Origin of the sequence: Paenibacillus sp. FSL R5-0519, assembly GCF_037974275.1 — a bacterium.
Taxonomy (GTDB): domain Bacteria; phylum Bacillota; class Bacilli; order Paenibacillales; family Paenibacillaceae; genus Paenibacillus.
This window is the reverse complement of sequence record NZ_CP150234.1, coordinates 3,828,448-3,849,725: the sequence shown is the minus strand read 5'-3', so window position 1 is coordinate 3,849,725 and position 21,278 is coordinate 3,828,448. Positions and strand designations below refer to the sequence as shown.

The 21,278-nt window shown below is 47.2% G+C and carries 18 protein-coding genes; 10 read left to right on the top strand and 8 right to left on the bottom strand.

Annotated features, from left to right (window positions below; translation table 11 throughout):
* Positions 1-4: 4 nt before the first annotated feature.
* Both MKY73_RS17140 and MKY73_RS17135 read left to right on the top strand, forming a co-directional pair.
* The gene (locus tag MKY73_RS17140) at positions 5-748 is read left to right on the top strand and encodes a GTP pyrophosphokinase family protein (protein ID WP_036608962.1); all 744 of its coding nucleotides are present in this window, start codon (positions 5-7) and stop codon (positions 746-748) included.
* Between the two features lie 6 nt (positions 749-754).
* The gene (locus MKY73_RS17135; RefSeq protein ID WP_339302766.1) at positions 755-1,990 is read left to right on the top strand and encodes a multidrug effflux MFS transporter; all 1,236 of its coding nucleotides are present in this window, start codon (positions 755-757) and stop codon (positions 1,988-1,990) included.
* 94 nt (positions 1,991-2,084) lie between these two features.
* Here MKY73_RS17135 and MKY73_RS17130 read toward each other — a convergent pair whose 3' ends face one another.
* A complete protein-coding gene (locus MKY73_RS17130) occupies positions 2,085-2,681 on the bottom strand; it encodes a hypothetical protein (protein ID WP_339260746.1) in 597 nt (198 codons plus the stop codon).
* Positions 2,682-3,160: 479 nt separating this feature from the next.
* Between MKY73_RS17130 and MKY73_RS17125 the strand changes: the two genes are divergently transcribed.
* The 6 genes from MKY73_RS17125 (at position 3,161) to MKY73_RS17100 (ending at position 11,087) form a co-directional block, all read left to right on the top strand.
* Positions 3,161-4,132, top strand: coding sequence for an iron-hydroxamate ABC transporter substrate-binding protein (locus MKY73_RS17125; RefSeq protein WP_339302765.1), 972 nt, complete (start codon positions 3,161-3,163; stop codon positions 4,130-4,132).
* A gap of 166 nt (positions 4,133-4,298) precedes the next feature.
* The gene (locus MKY73_RS17120; protein ID WP_339302764.1) at positions 4,299-4,919 is read left to right on the top strand and encodes a flavin reductase family protein; all 621 of its coding nucleotides are present in this window, start codon (positions 4,299-4,301) and stop codon (positions 4,917-4,919) included.
* A gap of 239 nt (positions 4,920-5,158) precedes the next feature.
* The gene (locus MKY73_RS17115) at positions 5,159-6,313 is read left to right on the top strand and encodes a type III polyketide synthase (RefSeq protein ID WP_339302763.1); all 1,155 of its coding nucleotides are present in this window, start codon (positions 5,159-5,161) and stop codon (positions 6,311-6,313) included.
* Positions 6,314-6,421: 108 nt separating this feature from the next.
* Positions 6,422-8,653 carry an MMPL family transporter gene (locus MKY73_RS17110; protein ID WP_339302762.1) on the top strand — a complete coding sequence of 744 codons (2,232 nt, stop codon included), beginning with the start codon at positions 6,422-6,424 and terminating at the stop codon, positions 8,651-8,653.
* Between the two features lie 190 nt (positions 8,654-8,843).
* Positions 8,844-9,863 (top strand): alpha/beta hydrolase family protein, encoded by a 1,020-nt coding sequence (locus MKY73_RS17105; RefSeq protein ID WP_339302761.1) that lies wholly within the window; start codon positions 8,844-8,846, stop codon positions 9,861-9,863.
* A 51-nt stretch (positions 9,864-9,914) separates the two neighbouring features.
* Complete coding sequence (locus MKY73_RS17100) at positions 9,915-11,087, top strand: GDSL-type esterase/lipase family protein (RefSeq protein ID WP_339302760.1); 1,173 nt, start codon at positions 9,915-9,917, stop codon at positions 11,085-11,087.
* Positions 11,088-11,227: 140 nt separating this feature from the next.
* On the opposite strand, the gene mnhG is transcribed toward MKY73_RS17100, so the two are convergent.
* Genes mnhG through MKY73_RS17070 form a run of 6 tightly spaced genes read right to left on the bottom strand, consistent with a single transcriptional unit; the run spans position 11,228 to position 17,136 of the window.
* Positions 11,228-11,620, bottom strand: a complete 393-nt coding sequence (gene mnhG / locus MKY73_RS17095) for a monovalent cation/H(+) antiporter subunit G (protein ID WP_076249568.1) — start codon at positions 11,618-11,620, stop codon at positions 11,228-11,230.
* Positions 11,604-11,888 (bottom strand): Na(+)/H(+) antiporter subunit F1, encoded by a 285-nt coding sequence (locus MKY73_RS17090; RefSeq protein ID WP_017688855.1) that lies wholly within the window; start codon positions 11,886-11,888, stop codon positions 11,604-11,606. Before MKY73_RS17090 ends, mnhG begins: the two co-directional genes overlap by 17 nt.
* Positions 11,888-12,364 carry a Na+/H+ antiporter subunit E gene (locus MKY73_RS17085; RefSeq protein WP_339302759.1) on the bottom strand — a complete coding sequence of 159 codons (477 nt, stop codon included), beginning with the start codon at positions 12,362-12,364 and terminating at the stop codon, positions 11,888-11,890. The genes MKY73_RS17090 and MKY73_RS17085 overlap by 1 nt, the downstream gene beginning before the upstream one ends.
* A 6-nt stretch (positions 12,365-12,370) precedes the next feature.
* Positions 12,371-13,849, bottom strand: a complete 1,479-nt coding sequence (locus tag MKY73_RS17080) for a Na+/H+ antiporter subunit D (protein WP_339302758.1) — start codon at positions 13,847-13,849, stop codon at positions 12,371-12,373.
* The gene (locus MKY73_RS17075) at positions 13,842-14,180 is read right to left on the bottom strand and encodes a Na(+)/H(+) antiporter subunit C (protein ID WP_036670645.1); all 339 of its coding nucleotides are present in this window, start codon (positions 14,178-14,180) and stop codon (positions 13,842-13,844) included. Before MKY73_RS17075 ends, MKY73_RS17080 begins: the two co-directional genes overlap by 8 nt.
* Position 14,181: 1 nt before the next feature.
* Positions 14,182-17,136, bottom strand: coding sequence for a Na+/H+ antiporter subunit A (locus MKY73_RS17070; protein ID WP_339308644.1), 2,955 nt, complete (start codon positions 17,134-17,136; stop codon positions 14,182-14,184).
* A gap of 458 nt (positions 17,137-17,594) precedes the next feature.
* Here MKY73_RS17070 and MKY73_RS17065 point away from each other — a divergent pair, with 458 nt between their 5' ends.
* Together MKY73_RS17065 and MKY73_RS17060 are read left to right on the top strand one after the other, a co-directional pair.
* The gene (locus MKY73_RS17065) at positions 17,595-19,238 is read left to right on the top strand and encodes a diguanylate cyclase (RefSeq protein ID WP_339302757.1); all 1,644 of its coding nucleotides are present in this window, start codon (positions 17,595-17,597) and stop codon (positions 19,236-19,238) included.
* Between the two features lie 71 nt (positions 19,239-19,309).
* Positions 19,310-19,831, top strand: a complete 522-nt coding sequence (locus MKY73_RS17060; protein WP_339302756.1) for a hypothetical protein — start codon at positions 19,310-19,312, stop codon at positions 19,829-19,831.
* A gap of 116 nt (positions 19,832-19,947) precedes the next feature.
* On the opposite strand, the gene MKY73_RS17055 is transcribed toward MKY73_RS17060, so the two are convergent.
* Positions 19,948-21,078 (bottom strand): GGDEF domain-containing protein, encoded by a 1,131-nt coding sequence (locus tag MKY73_RS17055; protein ID WP_339302755.1) that lies wholly within the window; start codon positions 21,076-21,078, stop codon positions 19,948-19,950.
* Positions 21,079-21,278: the final 200 nt, after the last annotated feature.

Genomic DNA, 21,278 nt, shown 5'->3' with positions numbered 1-21,278 from the left:
CATGATGAATGCTCCACATCCAATCGATCAATTCAAGAAATTTAAATATGAAATTACGAGATTTATGATGATCTATAAATTTGCACTGGATCAAATGGAAACCAAGATTGAAGTCCTGAAGGAAGAATTCCAGTCTCTGCATGATTACAGTCCAATAGAGCATACAAAGTCCAGATTGAAATCTCCTGAGAGCATTATGAATAAGATGTTCCGCAAAAATCATGAGTTAACGTTTGAGAGCATCAAGCAAAATATCAAGGATATCGCCGGGGTACGGATTACATGTTCCTTTATCTCGGATATCTATCGCATTAAGGATATGCTGTGCAACCAGAGTGATCTGCGTGTACTTGAGGTCAAAGACTACATCGAGAATCCAAAGCCAAATGGCTACCAGAGCCTTCACCTTCTCGTGGAAGTGCCTGTGTACATGTCCAATGGTGAGGAACGAGCATGTGTGGAGATCCAGATCCGTACAATCGCAATGGATTTCTGGGCGAGTCTGGAGCATAAGATTTTTTATAAATACAATAAGGATGTTCCCGAGCATTTGACGAGAGAGTTAAAGAGTGCGGCGGATTCGGCAAATGCGCTGGATCAACAGATGGAGCGACTTCACCGGGAAATTCAGGAGATCAAGGATGCTGATAACGAGCGGGATGAAGAAGAACTGCGCCGTATCATTATTAACAACCAACAGTTCACACTCCCATCCAACTTACTCAAGCTGCTGGGTAGCGGGGAATAGTTCTCGATGAAAAGTACAACAGCTTCATTGAACACGAACGCTACATCGCGTGTGCGAATGGCATTAATTCTGGGGACGCTGTCGGCCTTCGGGCCATTGTCCCTGGATATGTATTTACCCGCATTACCTACACTGGCTGATGAGTTCGGTTCATCGACCTCGTATGCTCAACTCAGTCTGACGGCGTGTATGATTGGACTTGCGGTGGGGCAGCTGCTTGCCGGACCTCTAAGTGATGTACGTGGTCGGCGAACACCGCTCATTGCAGGACTTATGCTCTATACTATAGCTTCCATACTCTGCCTGGTCAGCCCTACGATGGGCTCTTTTGTTGTGCTGCGGTTCATTCAGGGTGTAGCCGGAGCGGCGGGGATTGTCATCTCGCGCGCAATCGTCAGAGATGTATATTCAGGCCCTGAACTGACACGGTTCTTTTCCCTGTTAATGCTGATTAACGGCGTAGCCCCGATTGCTGCACCGATTATTGGCGGACAATTGTTGACATATACGTCGTGGCGGGGCGTATTTATTTTGCTTAGCCTCATAGGCATATTGACGCTGTTTGCTGTTATTTTCGGTCTGGGGGAAACGTTACCTTCCAGCCGCAGATCAAGTGGGGGATTGAAACAAACGTTGATTACGTTTCGCCAAATCGCAGGGGATCGTCAGTTTATGGGTTATGCGTTGACCCAGGGTTTCGTAGCGGCTGGCATGTTTGCCTACATATCCGGTTCACCGTTTGTGCTTCAGAAGATATACGGGGTATCCCCGCAATTGTTCAGTGTCTGCTTTGCCATAAACGGGCTTGGAATTATTCTGGCCAGTCAGGTTGCCGGCAGACTTGCAGGTAAGGTATCTGAAACCCGTCTGTTAATCGCAGGACTGCTAACCGCGGCGCTCGGAGGAACATCACTGCTCATCGCCATTCTGGCTGGAGGTAATCTAATCTCTGTACTGATTCCGTTATTTTTGGTGGTATCCAGTGTTGGGCTGGTCAATACTGCGTCCTTCGCCCTGGCAATGGCCAATCAGGCGAAGTCGGCAGGCAGTGCGTCTGCGCTTATTGGTGTGATGACGTTCCTGTTTGGTGGTATTGTCGCTCCCCTCGTCGGTCTTGGAGGAGAAGGTACAGCTGTGCCAATGGGAATTGTTATCGCGTGTGCGGATCTCGGTGCCTTGCTGATTTATTTCCTAATGGTCAGTCGGGACAGGAAGCGTCAGATGGATCAGGTGTTGAGTTAACGATACGGATTCTTTAATTAAAAGAACGAAAAAGAGCCTCACTTGGAAGGAATCATGCTTCCAAGCGAGGCTCTTACTGTAGGCAAGGGCAAGTTTAGCAGAGCGCAAACAAAATCTGTGTATTGGACAGTATGCCTGGCGTGAGGAATGGATAGAAGTACCCCACTACAAAACCGAACAGATTGATGGCAGGCCACATCAGGTACACATCATTGTATGTGAAGACAAGAGACCACCGGTTATAGCAAAAGTTGGGCAGTGCACGTTCTTCGTTTTCTCGCGGTGCCGCTGCACCTGTCTGTGCAAATTGCACAGCTTGAGTGAGACTTTGCGGCTGTTGCTGGAGGAAGAGTGGAAGCAGACCCGGGCTGCTTTTGATCAGGTTATACAGAAAAAGCATCTCTGCGGGAGGCTGACCTACCGGCCGCGGATAGGCGCTAAGCAGCGTCGGCAGATTGCCTTGTGCCAGTTGCGCAGGTACCCCCGGTGCTGTACCCGGAATGCCTCCAGGAATATATGGACCTGGTCCTCCGCCTGGAATGAATGGAGGATAGGAGCCTTGACCTCCAGGGGTACCCGGATACGTCTGACCACCTGGTATGCCGCCACCGCCACCTCCTGGGAACAGTGGAGGCAATTGAAAGGAGCGGTCTTCTCCATAACTTAGATAAGGACTATATTCGTAATACATGTATAGAACATCCTTCCTGTCGTCGTATTCTGCATTCAGCATATGGCGGCATCTGCCTATACGTGAATGCCGTCAAGACGATTTTGTATGATCTATATAGTTGAACTAATCATTTGCACAAAACGGAGAGGATAGAAAAAACCTGAAAAAGCGAAGCGTTCGCCTTTATCCCCGGATTTTCCCTTAGAGAAAAAGGAATCGAAAAAATCTGGGGATAACTGCGATTGGAAGGTTGTTCTATCATCGTAGTGTCAGTGTAAATAATCTGTAGTTCAACTTTATAGCGCAGATAATAATCGAATTGACAATTGAACTGATAACAATTATCATTGTCAATGGAATTGGTCAAATGTACATGCGGATATTATATGCATCAATAATAGTATCATTATTTTTGAACGTAGATATCTGTCACAATAACGCCGACTAACGTTTCCATATTGAAAGGGGATAATAAATTGTTTAAGAGAAATAGAAAGATGATCACACTTTTGATTACGGTGATGGTTATGTCCATCTGGTTAGCAGCATGTGGAGCGAAGCCGACAGAGAACAGTGCAGCTGGAGAGAACGATACAACGACCGAGACAGAAACTCAAACAGAATCCGGTACAGAGCGCACATTAACAGATGTTATGGGACATAAAGTAACCATCCCCGCTAACCCGGAGCGTATCATCGCATCTTATCTGGAAGACAATCTGGTAACACTAGGTGTTAAGCCAGTTGCCCAGTGGTCGGTAGCCAACGGAATCCAGGAATATCTGCAAAAAGATCTGAAGGGTATCCCAACGATTGCTTTTGATCTGCCTTTTGAAGCGGTAACAAGCTTTAACCCGGATCTGATTATTATTGGTTCTCAAAGTATGGTTGAAGGAGAAAAATACGAACAGTACAGTAAGATTGCACCTACCTATGTACTTGGTGATGAGATCAATAGTGACTGGCGCAAAACACTTTTAAAAATCGGGGAAGTATTGAATAAGAGTGCTGAAGCGCAAAAAGCGCTGGATGATTACGAAGTTAAGGCTACAGAAATCAAGGAAAAGATCAACAACGTTACAGGTGGAACAAAATCAGCAGCGGCCATTTGGTTGGTTAGCGGCAAGTTCTTTATTGTAAGTGACAATGTATCAAGTGGAGAAGTAATGTACAAAGAACTTGGACTTCAAGAGCCTGAAGTTGTGAAAGAAATCTCTGCCAATGCAACAGGTAACTGGTCTTCCATCTCTATGGAGAAGCTGGCGGAAATGGATGTCGACTACTTGTTCTTTGTGAATAGTGATGAGGGTACTGGGGCGGAAGCACTGAAAGATCCAGTGTGGCAAAGTATCCCGGCTGTGAAAAATGGCAATTTGTTTGAATTCACCCGGTCCAGCAGCTGGTTGTACAGTGGAGTTCAAGCCAACCTTCAAATTATGGAAGACATTCAGAACAGCATTGTTAAATAAGAAATAGTCGATATGAAAAAGCATGTTCATACTCCCTGGTGCAATGAGCACCAGGGAGTTTTTTTGTTAATTCGGCATTTTACGTTATATAATAAACATGAGTGTACTAACGTGTTTTGAAGTGAAATGGACACTTATTACACGAGCAGGGAAGGGGATGTTACATATGTATACATTGGATCCACGTGAAATAACGGGAAGAGACAACTATAAACTGATGAGTGGTTCGGTGGTACCACGTCCTATTGCTTTTGTGACGACACGTTCAGATGAGAATGATGTGATCAATGCAGCGCCTTTCAGTTTCTTCAATGTGGTTAGCTCGGACCCACCGCTGTTATCCATATCCGTTGCACGTAAAGACGGCATGATGAAAGATACTGCACGTAATGTACTTGCTCATAAAGAGTTGGTCGTGCATATATGTGATGAAGCAATCATAGCGGAAGTAAATGAGACAGCAGCTATCCTTGAACCTCATGAAAGTGAGCTTGAGCGGACGAAACTGACTACAGTACCAAGTACAAAGGTCACCGTGCCAGGAATAAAAGAAGCACTTATTCGAATGGAGTGTGAGCTGTATCAGCACATTCCCATTACCAACGATGATGGCAAACCGATGAGTGATTTGCTGTTGGTACGCATAGTGCAGTATCATTTCAGCAAAGAAGTCTATAATCCGGACAAGGGGTATATCCTGATGGATCATTTGAAACCAGTCAGCCGACTTGCGGGTAATGATTATGCCAAGCTCGGAGAGAGATTTACCATAATACGCCCTGAATAGGTATGAAGGATCTTATATGTAATTTGTGAAAGGCTTTAATTCTGCAGATAAAGGCGGACAACCATGCGAAACTCGCATAGGTTGTCCGCCTTTCGTTGTGATATGAACATAAATGGGACAGGGAGTGAATAGACTTGTACTATAACCTGCACATTTTTATATGAACCTATTTGATATATAGGTCGTTTAACAAGCCCACTTTTGATGATAAAAACAAGATTGTATAGGGGGTTAAGCTGATGAACCAGCTTGAGGAAACTACAGGGGCAAGTATTATGGGAATAGGAACGGCGTGGCCAGCCCACCGTATTGAGCAAAAGGATGTGTCTGCCCGTCTCGCTCAGGCGCTGGAACATGAGCCGGATGCCAGACGATGGGCGAAACGAATCTTTAATCAGTGCGGTGTGGAGACTCGTTATACGTGTGAACCGAATCTGCTTGAGCCTGTTGATTCTTGCCGATATTTACCTTTCACGAGTAGGGAGGAAGTTCCGACTACATCCGAGCGTATGGGCAAATACAAAGCTGCTGCTGTTCCCCTTGGTCTGGAGGCGGCCGGACAAGCGCTTCAGGATGCGGACGTATCCTCCTCGGAAATTACACATCTCATTACAGTGAGTTGCACGGGGCAATTCCTGCCCGGACTTGATGTTCGGCTGATCCAGCAGCTTGAACTGTCACCGCAGATTAACCGGATTCCACTGGTGTTTCAAGGATGTGCAGCGGGTCTGAAGGCGATACAACTGGCGAATTCCATTGTAACGACCGATCAGAAGGCCATGGTTCTCATCGTGTGTGTGGAGCTGTGCACTCTTCATTTTCAGCCATCTTCCAAACGGGACGACCTGTATGCTGCATCGTTCTTCGGTGATGGTGCATCTGCCTGTGTTATTGGTGCGTCCGGAACAGACCGTAATGAATGTTTTCGACTAGGCCGTGGGTACTCAACGCTGCTCCCGGATTGTGCAGAAGAAATGATCTGGGAAGTGGGCAATACAGGCTTTGACCTCTATCTGTCACCACAGATTCCAAAGCTGCTTGGTCTGCATCTTGGGCCAGAGGTTGAGCGACTTCTCGATGGGGGGAGTTTACCTGAAATATGGGCGATCCATCCGGGAGGCAGAGGCATCGTGGATGCCGTTCAGAAGCTGTATCAGTTGAGAGATGAGCAGGTCTCATACAGTCGTAACATCCTGCGGGATTATGGCAACCTGTCGTCTGTGACAATTCTCTTTGTACTTCAAGCCATCCGCGAGGATTACAGACAAAAAGAAGATTATTCGAGTGGAATAGCGCTTGCCTTTGGACCCGGACTGACCGCAGAATTACTCCCTTTTACATACATTCCTGTCCCCATGGCGAACAGAACGCCTGTGAAGCATGGCATCCATTAGTTCGTGAATCCGAGTGAAGGAGACATGCACCACAAGTGGTTGGATGTGCGTACGATCTTACCGATGAACGTAATTGAATGAATAATCTGATCGCAGAGGAGCTTAGGTATGGCTTATCGCAGACTTGCTGCCTTCATCAGCCGATATCCACGGTTCATTATTCTCTGCTGGGTATTTATCATCGGGATGTCAGCGGTCTGGGCGTGGAGGTTGCCTGACATTGTCCAGGATCACGGATTGAAACGGGTTCACGGGGATGCGCAAGCCGTAGAGCTTGTTCTGGAGGACGAATTCGCTTCTCCTGCGAATCCGGTTATTCTGGTTTTTGAGAAAAAGGATGATACCTCGCCGTTAGCGTTCCGACAGTGGATCAGGGAGCGTCTGACACAGGTTCAAGTGTTGCCTGCGGTAAGCTCTGTCACGTTCCCGCTGGATGCTGGCGAAAGGGTGACGCTGCAAAATCAAAGGGCATATGCCCTTGTGAAGATGGATGTACCCCCACATCAGATGGGTCCTCCAATTGAGCAGTTGCGCGCCTTGCTGGCAACAGATGGTCCGGGTACGGTCCAATTGACCGGCAAGGCCGTCGTACAACAGGATGTAAATCATCTGAGCTTTCGTGACCTGGAACGGGCAGAGATGGTGGGGCTGCCGATTGCCCTAATCGTTCTGTGCTTCGCTTTCAGGGGGTTATATGCCGCATTGATTGCTGTCATGATGGGCATCAGTGCTGTGATTACCGCTATGGGAGTCACAACGCTCCTTGGTTATCATCTGGAATTGTCCAACTTTATCATTAACGTTATTCCCATGGTGGGCATGGCACTCAGTATAGATTTTGCCCTGATCATCCTGAGCAGGTACAGGGAAGAAGTTCAGCGGGCCTATAAAGATGAAGGTGCAGCTAATGTTCCGGGAAGAAGTCTGGTTATGCAGAGTGAGATTCTTCAAAGAACATTACGTACAGCAGGCAGAGCAGTGTTGTTCTCAGCAGCTTGCGTACTCCTAGGGCTGCTGGGTCTGCTCTGGATCAGGCTGCCGATGTTTCTGAGTGTCTCCTTTGGGGCTGTCATTGTTCTGCTCCTATCGCTACTGTTAAATGTTACACTGCTGCCAGCAATACTGTCACTTTCTGCGGATCGAGTCTACAGGCGAAATTCAGTCCATTCGTTACCTAGAGGTTCAGTGTGGCACAGATGGTCAGCAATGGTCATGAAACGACCAGTCAGCATGGCAATTGGAGGTACGATCGTGCTGCTCCTGTGTGTCTATCCAGTGACCCGGCTAGAACTGTCTGTCCCGGATGCCTCTTCACTGCCAGCCAGAATGGAGTCCCGCCAGGCAGCAGAGCTGTTGCAGCATGATTATGGTCCAAAGAATACCTCCACCATCGAGATCGTGATTGGCGGACAGCAGGAACGGTTAACTGCCTCACACTGGCAGACGGCCCACAACAAAGCACGTCAATTACTTCAGGACTCGGACGTATTGAGCATTGTTTCACCATGGGGCCTATTACAGCCGAATCAAAATGACTCGCAGAGCCTTTTTCAAGTTCCACCATTGGCGCTCACTCCTTCCAAAGAAGGCAAGGAGTCAACAAGGACGGCGTGGCTGCGTTCAACGGTCTCTGATTATTCCATACGATTGGTAGCCACTGTGCATGGGGAGCCTGGATCGGAGCAGGTCGCAGATTGGCTGGAACGGATGAGGAATAGCGATCATGCACTAGGTTCCAACAATGTAAAACTGCGTTATGGTGGGGAAGCTGCCAAGCAGAATGAAATCATGCAGGAAGTTACACATCAACTGCCTAAAGTGCTGGTATTTGTAGTTGTCACCAATTATCTTGTGTTACTGGCGGCATTCCGATCTCTACTCATTCCAATCAAAGCGATTGTGATGAATCTGCTCAGCTTAGCCGCTTCATTTGGCATATTGGTATGGGTGTTTAATGAAGGACATCTGGGCATGGAGCAATCAGACATTGCCATTATGATTCCTGTGTTCATTGCAGGATTGGTGTTTGGCATATCCATGGATTATGGGGTGTTTATGCTGAGTCGTATTCAGGAGGTGTATAGACGAACCGGAGACAGTGATGGAGCTGTCCAACAGGGACTGGCTTCTACCGGTCGTTTGGTTACATCCGCAGCGGCAATTCTGCTTGCGGTGACCGTGCCGTTTGCTTTTGCTGAAGTTGCAGGTGTGAGGCAATTAGGGATCGGAATCACGGCAGCGGTATTGATTGACGTTACATTGATTCGCCTAATATTGGTACCTGCGTTGATGAGATTAATGGGCAGGTGGAACTGGTGGCTGCCAGGTCAGATCAAATGAAGGGTATTTCCGTAACCTGTCTTCAGGTTGGAGATATCCTTTTTGGCTAGAAATCGTATGATTCTATTCAAAACAGGCAAACATGTTCAATTCATGTGAGACATCAATGTTCTATAATGGATGGGATTCATTCCAAATGACAGTCTTCTATCTACGTTATCTTTACGAAAAACAGGAGGGACACAGGCCCATGTCGGATATTGAAGCCTATTTACAACAACAAACGAATCTTCGTGGACGTTCCGCATATCAGGCAGATCAACCCCTGGAGTTATGGCGCAGTCAGTTATGTACCCGCGTGAAAGAACGGCTGGGCGGTTTTCCAACCAGGGACGCAGCATTGAATCCTGTCTTACTGGAGTGCATTCCATGTGACGGGTATATCCGGGAGCGGGTTGAGATCACGACCTATGCCGGACTCCGTATGCCTGTGTATGTATTGATTCCAGGGGATGGAAGCACTACCGAGGTGAGAAGACCTGCTATCGTTGCTTGTCATGGGCATGGCTATGGTAGCCGGGAGATCTCTGGCATGGAACCGGATGGTTCACCACGGACTGGAGAGCCCGGATTACACAAGGATTTTGCAGTAGCGCTTGTGAAGCGTGGATATGTGGTTGCGGCTCCAGAGTTGCTCGGGTTCGGTGATCGAAGACTGTCAGAGGACCGCGATGCGCCACCAGGGGTAAGCTCCTGTACGAAGATTGCGGCGCATCTGCTCATGGTGGGGAAGACTCTCGCCGGGCACAGGGTATATGAAACAACTAGAGTACTGGATTATCTATTGACCCGACCAGAAGTGGATACGGAGCGAATTGGAAGCATGGGTATCTCGGGTGGTGGTCTGGTTACGGCATTTTCAGCCGCATTGGATGAACGCTTCCGTGCAGCTGTAGTAAGTGGCTATGCAAGTACATTCCAGGGCAGCATACTGGATCGCAACCATTGTCTGGACAATTATGTGCCAGGTATCCTGCGTGAAGCGGAGTTGCCCGATCTCATCGGCTTGATTGTACCTAGACCACTCTTTATTGAAGCTGGAAGTGATGATCAGGTATTTCCGCTCGATGCAGCAAGAGAAGCCTATAAGCGATTGACATACATCTATGAACAAGCGGGAGCATCAGAAGCACTGGATGCGGATTTCTTTACAGGTGGACATGAGATCAGCGGAGCGAAGGCCTATGACTGGCTTGATCGAGTTCTGTAAAGTTGTGGATCATGCACCAATCTAATATGGATTCGAGAGGAGAATTCAGTGATGAAATGGTCAACATTGGTAAAGTTTCTGCTCTGTTTTATTCTGTTTGCAAGTACGTTGAGCATCGGTCTGGGAAGCAGTGGAGGGCAAGTTGCCAAGGCAGCAACGGACAATTACAGATTTGATTTTGGTTCGGGTCCGGTTGAGAGCGGTTACACAGGCGTGTCCGCAGGAGATGCCTACACGGCTACCAAAGGGTATGGGTTCAATACACCTGCCAATATGCGAAATGTGTCTGCCTCTGGAAGCGGAGTAATGAGTGACGCCGTACAGTTTCTGACGTTTGGCACGAAGAGCAACAACACCTTCAATGTGAACTTGTCCAATGGCCTATATGAGGTCAAAGTGGTTCTGGGCAATACAGCCAGAGCAAGTGTGGCGGCAGAAGGGGTCTACCAGATCATCAACATGACGGGCAACGGGGCGACGGATCAATTTCAAATTCCGATAACTGATGGGCAACTCAATCTGCTCATTACGGAAGGAAAGGCAGGCACTGCATTTACACTCAGCGCACTCGAGATTCGGAAGATATCCAATCAGACCGTAACCAACCGCACGATTTACATCGGCGGTGACTCAACAGTTTGTAATTACTATCCGCTTGGCAGCAGTGTTCAAGGAGGGTGGGGACAGCTGTTACCGTCTTATGTGAACAACGCTACGTTCCAGGTTCGTAATATGGCATCAAGTGGTCAGTTTGCGAGAGGGTTCCGCGATGATGGTCAGATGGAGGCGATTCTCAAGTATATCAAGCCGGGAGATTATTTTATTTTGCAATTCGGTATTAACGATACCAATGCCAAGAACAATACAACGGAGGCGCAGTTTAAAGAGATTATGCGGGATATGGTGCGTCAGGCGAAGAACAAAGGAGCAACGGTCATCCTCTCCACGCCACAAGGCCGGGCAACAGATTTTAATACTGCCAATGTACATCAAGCGGAGAACCGCTGGTACAATCCATCCACTCGTGCACTCGCTCAGGAAGAGGGGGTCACCCTGGTTGAATTGAATAAGTTGAGTTCGGCCTATTTCACATCCATTGGTCCGGCGGCAACACTCGCTCTGTATATGACAGGGGATAGTCTGCATCCGAATCGTCAAGGTGCTGCACAGCTTGCACGCATTGTGGCTGCGGATTTGAAAAGGCAGGGATTGAGTGGATTCTAACGATGAATATAATCTGCCTGCATGATCCGGATATAATATGAACTGTGTATGATAAATTAAAAAATACCCCCGGGAACAGCCTGAGAAAAGGGCGGCTGATCTTTGGGGGTATTCGCTATGCCTGTGACTGAGGATTAGGATTACTCCATCATGTCCTTGGCTTCATGGTTCACCTTTTTACCTTTTAACAAGGGTTCCAGTTCATCCTGAACGCTCTGCTCCCACAGCGGTACATCTGTGCGATAGGCGGCCCGTCCGTTCAGATGTCCGGCGACCGGAGCCGTGATGAATACAAACAGGATACCTAACAATAAACGGGCACTGATATAGTTATCGAAGTACCAGAAGTAGAAAAACGTAGCGCTTAGTACACAGAACACGCCAAGCGTCATACTTTTGGTTGCGGCATGGGCTCGTAGATATACATCGGGCAGACGAATAAGTCCGAACGCACTGAGGGCGCTAAGTAATGCACCAAGCAGTACGAGTAAACCTATGGCTGTTTCAGCGGTTACCTTAACGATCTCCATCATTTTTGAATACCGCCCCCCGTTCAATATAACGTGCAAATGCCACTGTACTTAGAAAAGCCAGAATACCAATCAGCAAGATGATATCCAGATAGGCCTGAGTTTGTAGCATCATTGACAGAACGGCGACGATGGCAATTACATTGATACCGATGGTATCCAATGCGGTGATCCGATCAGCCATGGATGGTCCACGAAGCACCCTGTACAAGCACCCTAGTATGGCTAAGGAGAGAATGAGCAATGAGATGAACAACAGTGAGGATAACATTAACGCGTCACCTCCATAATTGCTTTTTCGAATGTATTTTGAATATCATCTCTCATTTTCTGTTCATCCTTGATATCCAGCGCGTGGATAAACAGTTTGCGTTGGTTACCCGAGATCTCAAGTGGCAGAGAACCCGGTGTTAATGAAATAAGTAGGCAGAGCAGGGTGACCTCCCAATCCGAGGACAATTGAGTTTTATACGTAAAAATACCGGGCCTTATGTCGAGCTTGGGCTTGATAATCTGGCGTATAACCTCAATGCTGGCTCGCACCAGTTCCTTGAACAGTAATGTAATCAGTTTGCAGATGGCCCAGAATCGAACAATATAGAAGCGCTGGGGGAAGAATCTCCGCATCCCCCCGATGAGAAGCAGTCCGAGCAGATAACCTATGAGAAAACCAACACCATTCCAGGCGTTGTTCAAAAACATCCATACAAAGGCAATGATAAGATTAAGTACAATCTGAAAGGCCATGGACATCTACTCCTTCAATACGGCATCAATATAAATATTGGGATGCAGTAGAATATCGCCTGCGCGGGAGGTCAATTGGAACATGCCTTCAGCCCCCACACCCATTACGATGATGAATACAAACAGAATTCCGGCAGGAATCAGCAGGCCGTTCACAGCGTAAGGGCGTCTTGCAACCCCGGCAGGCGGTTCGCCCCAGAATGCTTGTATGAAGATGCGCAGTACCGAATATAACATTAACAAGCTGGAGAGCACCGCAACGCTGGTCAGACCATACAAGCCTGCCTGCAAGCCACCTTCGAAGAGAAGCAACTTCCCCGGAAATCCACTGAATGGCGGCAAACCTGCTAAAGCAAGTGCACTGATGAAGAACATCCAGCCGAGCAGCGGATAGCGATGGATCAGCCCGCCCATGTTGTCCAGTTTGGATGTTCCGGCAACGGCGATCAAGGCACCGCCAAGCAGGAAGAGCAATGTTTTGATCAACATGTCATGCAGCATATAAAAGAGCAGACCTTCCAGCGCTGGACGACTGGCTGAAGCCATACCAAAAGCGACAAAACCTACACCTGCAACCACGTTGTAGATGAGAATTTTGTTCACATCGCGGTACGAGATTGCACCGATAACACCAAGAACCATCGTAGCACCAGCCATCCATCCGATCAGGGCATGGAAGAAATCAGGATCATGATAGAAGATCAGTGTGAATGTTCGCACAATGGCGTACAAGCCAACCTTGGTAAGCAATCCTGCGAACAATGCGGTGACGACAGCAGGTGGTGCCGCATAAGAGCCCGACAGCCAGAAGAACAGGAACAGTCCGGCCTTGATGCTAAATACGATCAGGAAGAGAACAGCAATTAAGGTAATGACCCCGCTCTGTCCCACTTCAGCAATTTTTACGGACAAGTCTGCCATGTTTAGTGTGCCAGTAATGGAGTAGAGAAAGCCGATGGAAGCGACAAACAGGGCTGAAGAAACGATGTTAATCAAGACATATTTGATCGTTTCACGAAGCTGCCTTTCCGTACTACCCAATACAATCAGTGCATAGGAAGAGATCAGCATCAGCTCAAAGCAAACAAACAAATTGAACAAATCTCCGGTTAGGAATGAACCGTTAACTCCCGCGATCAGAAAATGAAAGAACGGATAGAAGTGATGTTCTTCTCTCTCCTTGTTTACACTGCGGAATGCATACAGCAGACAAGCCAGCGCAATGATGGAAGCAGCAACCACAAGCAACGCAGACACCATGTCAGCAACTAGCACAATACCATAGGGAGGTGCCCATCCACCCATATTTAGCGTTAGCACTCCAGTCTGAGCTACCCGCGTAATGAGCATCGTTGAAACTGCTGCTGTAAACAAAAGTCCGATGACACTAATGATCCGCTGGATATTTGTTTTTCGGAAAAAGAGCAAAGCCAGAACACCTGTGATTAAAGGCAACAGAATCGGCAGAACGACGAGATTATTCATATGGGCGCCCCCTTACTTCTTCCATATCGTCTGTTTTTAATTTCAGATAAGAACGATAAGAGAGAACAAAGAAGAACGCAGTGAGTCCAAAATTAATTACAATAGAAGTTAGTATTAACGCCTGAGGAAGAGGATCGACATAGCGCTCGGCCATCTCCCCAAGCAGGGGTGGTGCCCCGGTTTTGAGACGTGACATGGTGATCAAGAGCAGATGTACACCATGGGTTAGTATGGACATGCCAAGTACGATACGGAGCAGGCTCCGCGACAAGATTAAGAAGACAGCAACCGCAAACAGAATGCCAACGGCTACACACATCAATATTTCCATATCAGCGATCCTCCCCGATCTGTAGAATGATGGTCATGGTGACACCCAGGACAGAGAGATACACACCAAGATCAAACAGCATGGCCGTGGCGAGTTCTGTCTCTCCTAGCAAAGGAAGTTCGAAATAACCGAAGGTTTGGCTTAGGAACGGAACTCCGAATATAAATGAACCTGCACCTGTCAGTAATGCGATACCCAATCCGATTCCCGTTAGAACACGGAAGTCAACGGGTAACGCTTTGCGTATCGTATCCGTACTGAATGCCAGGGCAATCAATACGAGCGCTGCCGCTGTAACCAAGCCACCGATAAAACCTCCACCCGGATTGTGATGTCCTGCGAAGAACAGGTGCATGGCAAACGTCAGAATGATGAACACAACGACCTTGGTGGTCGTTTGCAGCAATACATCATTACTTTGCAAAGGGACAGTATCCCACGAGGATGAGCTCCGTTCACGGTTACCATACTTTTTCGTATTATCCTCTTCATCATCCAGAGCAGGTTCAGACTCCTGACTTTCATCCTTCTTACGGAACTTCAAGCGGGCTCCGAGATCTTTGGCTTCGAGGTTCAGATTAATCATGGAGTAGATGGATAATGAAGCAACGCCGAGCACCATAATCTCCAATAATGTATCGAATCCACGGAAATCAACCAATAACACGTTCACGACATTTTTACCACCAGCAGAGTCATACGCTTCTTGCAGGAAGAAGGTAGAAATGCTGTCCAGTGATGCTGTTCCGCTTGCAGCTAGAGCAACAAACGTCATCACAACGCCGACTGCAATCGCTACGATCATATTTACCGTGAGATAACTGCGGCTTGATTTGCCACGTTGCAATTCAGGCAGATGGTAGAAACAGAGCAGGAACAATGCAACGGATACCGTCTCGACAATCATCTGTGTCAAGGCCAGATCCGGCGCCCGGAAGAGCACAAACAGCAAGGTGACGATGTAACCAACCGCACCGGTCATAATAACTGCTGACAGTCTGTTTTTGGCAAAAGGAATCGAAACCGCCGCACCGATGAGCGTGACCAGCAGAACGACCTCATAAAATGAGAAAGGTGCATTGCCCTGCAGATTCCAGGTAATATTTTCACCTGAACGGAAGAAGGCATAGACCAACAAGGCAACCGTGAATGAGAAAATGTAAACCAGATAATTACGAACCGAGCCATTCATATAGGCTTCCGTCCATTTGCGTGCATAATGCTGAAGATTATCCAGTACCACATGGTACATATTGTTAATGGTTAATCCTTGCGGATAATGCTCATAAATATTCCTCCATCGTGGCAACAGCTTGTAGAGAGTGGTTCCGAGAATCACAACTCCGATCGTCATAATCAGTTCCGGAGTCCATCCATGCCACAGGGAGAAATGTACATCGAAGCGCTCAGTTCCATCTAAGAGGGATGGAAGCACAGCTGCCATTGCCGGTTCAATCAGTGATCCGGCCAGGAGATTCGGGAAGAGTCCGAATACAACGACAAGAACACCTAGAACAACGGGCGGAATGAGCATACCAACGGGCGCTTCGTGCAGCTTCTCGGCAGGGATCTCGCTTTGGCTACGACCGAGGAATGTTTTGAACACGATAATCAGCGCATAGATCAGGGTAAACACACTTGCAAGCCAAGCCAATACCGGCAAAAGAACACTCCAGGAACCAAGTCCAAAGATTCGCAGATGCGTGACTTCGACCATCGCCTGGAAGAATAACTCCTTGCTCAGGAATCCGTTGAACGGCGGTATACCCGCCATAGCAAGTGATCCAATCAATGCTACGGTGAATGTAATTGGCATGAATGAAGCAAGTCCACCGAGCTTTCGGATGTCACGTGTACCCGTTTCATGATCAACAATGCCTACGACCATGAATAGAGCGGCCTTAAAGGTCGCGTGATTAAACAGGTGAAGCAGCGCAGCGGTTATTGCCACGGTGTACATCGCAGAGGATTCGCCATATCCGAAGAAGAGAGCAGCAGATCCCACCCCTAAGAGGGACATGATCAGACCAAGTTGAGAGATGGTTGAATAGGCGAGAATCGCTTTGAGATCGTTTTTTTTCACCGCCAGGAATGATCCATAACACAAAGTCAGGAGACCAACGCCGGTAACTAGCCAGAACCAGAGCCCCTGTCCACCGAAGATCGGTGTAAACCGCGCCACAACATACAGTCCTGCCTTGACCATCGTGGCGGAATGCAGATATGCGCTGACAGGTGTCGGAGCTTCCATGGCATCCGGCAACCAGATATGGAATGGGAATTGGGCTGACTTGGTGAAAGCTCCAATCAGGATCAAGACAAGTGCTGGCAGAAACAGTGCACTTTCCTGAAACTGTCCCAAACCTGCAATGGTCGCACGAATGCTGAATGTTCCGGTAATGAGATACATCATCATGAATCCGGTGAGCATGGCGAAACCGCCAAATACCGTAATCAGGAAAGATTTTTGTGCTCCTGAAGTGGAAGCTTTGCGTTTGTAATGAAATGCAATCAACAGGAAAGACGTAATACTGGTCAATTCCCAGAACCCGTAGAGCACGATCATATTATCAGACAGCACCACGCCCAACATGGCTCCCATGAACATCAACAGATAAAGGTAGAAGCGGTTTAGCGCCTCTTTCATATCCATGTAGAAGATGGAGTAGAGAACAACGAGGACACCGATTCCGGTGATTAGCAGTGTCAGCATGAGGCTCAGACCGTCCAGATAGAGGTTAAATCCAATGTCCAGTGAAGGAATCCATGGAATATTTCCGGAAACGGTATCGCGCTGTGACACAGCGGGTATGAGACTCGCAAAGTATACAAATAATAGTGCCGGGACGATGAGAACCGGCCATCCTAGATGAATTTTACGGAAGAAACGATGCAGCATGGCAAGAAGAATGCCAGCGGCAAAAGGCAGAATAACAGCAACATGAAGCAGGCTCAACATTACACCCCCAATGTTTAGTATTTCGACTACTCTCTCTGTGACATACAGGCGCATAATCCTCAAAGGGATAATGCTTGCTCTCTATATTCATAACCCAAGTATGTATATACAGAATCGTGTCTATTCTTTGAATGGAAGAAACACGGTGAAGATTGCCGTAATTATTGTATGGGCTTGTATAATAAAAAAACACAAAAGTTCCGATAAATATGAAAACGATTAGGGCGTGTCTGAAACTTCGAAGAAGCAGATTTTGCCGAATTTTCGTTCCAAGCCAGGAAGTTTTCCGCAGGCGTGCCGGGGCACGTCAAGGGAAAGTGACGCAGCAGGGGGCGAAAAGGCGGTAAAAGATGCACTTCAGCGAGTTTTGAGACACGTCCGAGGTGACATCCCGTGTACCCTTTGCAGCATACTCATGTTGAAAAGCAAGATGGTTTCACCGTTTAATGGAGGTAATGATGTCATTCAAGATTAGAACTGTGCTTACTGTCATCTTCGCTGTATTATCCCTGCTGGTTACCTTGACGATTGGATCTGTTTTTAGCAAAAAATCATTCGTTGCTGTGGAGACCGAGATTGGTCATTCACTTACAGGTACGGCCTCACAAGCTTCGGACAAACTGGATCGGTTTATGTCCGCGCGCGCAGGTGAACTGGATCTTCTGGGCAAAATGGCTTCGCTCGAAGATGGATTCCAGCCTGATGAGATTCAGATGTTGCTGGATCAGCTACAAGATAGCTTTCCCTCATTCTCATGGGTTGGATTCATGAACCCGAAGGGAAAAGTGCTAGCCGCGACAGATGGTATATTGCTTGGAGAAAATTTATCAGAGCGACCTGTGTATCAGGAGGGGATCAAGGGTAAATTCATTGGAGATGTGCATAACGCAGTACTTCTTGCCAAGCTGTTACCAAATCCAACGGGAGAGCCGTTGCAATTTGTCGATATCAGTTTCCCACTGAAGGATAACAAAGGACATATTAGGGGTGTGCTCGCTGCACATTTAAGCTGGGCATGGGCGAAGGAAGTCGAAGAATCCGTGCTTTCCCCATTGAAAAGAGAAGAAAAGGACATTGAGTTCTTTATCGTAAGCAAAAAGGAACATACAGTGCTGCTGGGGCCAAAGAAATGGATTGGTAAACCTTTGTCATTGCCTGGCATCGAAGATGCCCAGCGCAACCAAAGCAGCTGGTCCATTGAAGAGTGGCCTGATGGTAAGGAATATGTAACAGGGTTTGCCTACAGCCAGGGCCATCTGGATTATCCCGGATTAGGCTGGACGGTGGTTATTCGTCAAGTCAAGTCGACAGCGTTTGCATCTGTTTTTGACCTGATGCGGTTTAATGTGTGGGCTGGACTTGCAGTTACTGTGCTGTTTGCACTGATTGGCTGGTTTGTCTCACGTCTGATCTCTGCCCCGCTTGTACGTCTCACTAGAGTGGCCAATCGACTCCGGGCAGGTGAAGAGATTGAGATTCCTGAAAATAAGGGGATTAAGGAGATTGAAGTGTTGTCCCGCTCGCTTCGCGATATGCTGACCTCTCTGATGAATAAAGACTCAGAGCTGGTTGTGATGCAGAATCTGGCGCATTTTGATCAATTAACGGGTCTGCCGAATCGTACTGCCCTTGAAGTGTATCTGGAGGAGTCTCTGGAGACCGAAAGTGAAAATCACACGCTGACTTTTCTCTATCTGGATCTGGATGGATTCAAACGAGTCAACGATACGCTTGGACATCAGGTTGGAGATGTTCTTTTACAAAAAGTGGCCCAACGTCTGTCCTCTCTTGGTCAGGAGAAGGGCATAACGGTTCGATTGGGCGGAGATGAATTCCTCATTGTACTTCAGTCGGTCGGAAGTCATCCGAGGGAAGAAGCCGGCGCTTATGCAGAAGCCATCATACAAAGTCTGAACAAGCCGTTTATCATTGAATACGAGCGAATTCGAATTGGATGTAGCATCGGAGGGGCTGAATATCCAACCAACAGCAACAACCCATCTGAGATTATCCGAATGGCGGATGAAGCATTGTATGAGTCCAAACGTGCAGGCAAGAACAGAATGACATTTTATTCCGAGTTGAAGCAGGATCAATAGCGTATAATAACATGAGCTGGGTTATCCCAATCACCTTACTGCGGATCATCGTATAGACAAGGAGGGGTGAAATGTCTGGTAAATATACATCGGTACCTTACGGCTATGAGCCACCTGCGGCCAGCCATAAAGGGACACTGACTTTTTATGACTCGTTTGAACATGTGACTGATGAGCAACTCGAACATGCCGTTGCAACGATGGATACTCGTTCATTCTTACAGCTTGTGCTGTATCCTTTACACGAGAGTACATTTAAGCGAATGAGCAAGGATACAATCCAGGCATATTACAAAAGAGAAGACCGTCTGCATGATTGGCGGCGGGAGCATCCCAATTCACGTATACGTGTGGAGGGGCTTGAGGGCAAGAGAAAGAAATATACGCCTGTGGATAGTGCACTGCGCCATATCACTGCGGAATATCCCGCTCCTCATTTTTTGTATATGACAACTGAGATGGCAAATATGTTTGCTTCGTTTGACTCTTTCAAGGATTGGATCAAAGAGCTGCGTCTCATCATTGACGGATCATCCGGTGATCTTCATCCCAGGCTGGAGCAAAATCGTCACCGCTGGGAATGGGCGGAATGAGCACATTAAACGTATGAAGAGAATCAGCCTGCTGATGTTATGCAAACCCAAAAAAAGTTGTGTTGTACAAACCGGGATTCCGGAGTACAGCACAACTTTTTTTATTTATATTTTCTCTACGAACGCGAAGTCAGTTCAAGTGAAGTTACGGTTTTATTTTTACCTGTTCGTTTGGCGGCATACAAACAGGCATCCACTTCTTCAAACAATTTGTCTTTGCTTAGATTAGGACTGTAGCTTTTGAGACCGATACTCACCGTGATGGGAGCTCCTTCAAGTTCCAGATGGCCCATCAGGGCAATCTTCTGACGAATCTGTTCCACCAAGGCATAGGCCTGCTTGAAAGATTGCTCAAACATCAACAAGGCGAACTCTTCGCCCCCGTACCGTGCGGCAATATCACTGGAGGTAATGGTTTCCTGAATGATCAGGGACACCTTCTCGAGAATGATGTCTCCAACCCGATGACCATACGTATCATTAATGGATTTGAAGTCATCAATATCAATCAAAGCCAGATGCAGACTCATGCCGCTGTTGGCATACTCGAATGCCTTTTCGTAATAATCCTTGAATGAGCTTTGATTATAAAGGTTGGTTAAACCATCTGTTTTGGACTGTTTGGTCATAATGGCATTTCGCACAATAAGGTCCTGCTTGGCAAGCATACTGGCCTGAAGATCGTCCAAAACTTCAACGCCGCTAGTCACGATAACCTGTGCTACATATGTACCTAAGATTAGAAAAGCAGGAATGGATACCATATCAAATGAAGACAGGTACAACCGGTAGGCCGGATCGAACAACACCAGAAGGTAACCAGTCATCTGCATCAGAAAGACAATCCAGACTCTTTTTTTATTGAAGAACAGCACCGAAGCGAAGATGGGCAACAGGCAGATGGCTAATATAATCCGAATATCATAATTGACATGAATAATTGTCCAGGCAATAACGGTGCTGGCTATAGACATGGTATAGAAGGAATAGGAACTGAAGCGTCGATCAACCCAGCTTGCGAACAAAATGCAAGAACTGCTGATGGCCGTAGGCCAGAACAGGACATTCATCAAGAAATCTTGAGGTGTGCGATCATACTCCAGAAACAGGAAACAGCCAACCTGAATGGCAAAATGTGCAATGATGACAACCCAGTAGGCATGAAGCATTTTCTGAATCCATTTGGAATGCTTGAACTCGTATTCGGTTGGAATGTGGCTGCTATTGTATGTATGGAACCTTTTCATATATCACCGCTGACTGCATCATAATGGTACGACAGAATGACTCTCGTATATGATGATTATAAATCACAATGGACAAAACGCAAATCATTATATTCCAAGCATGAGAACTAAGCTTACATTATATCACATAGGAAGAGGAGGAAATACGTTTAACGGTAATTTTAAAGTTAAAATGCCTGAGGATTTTGCTGATTCTTGGA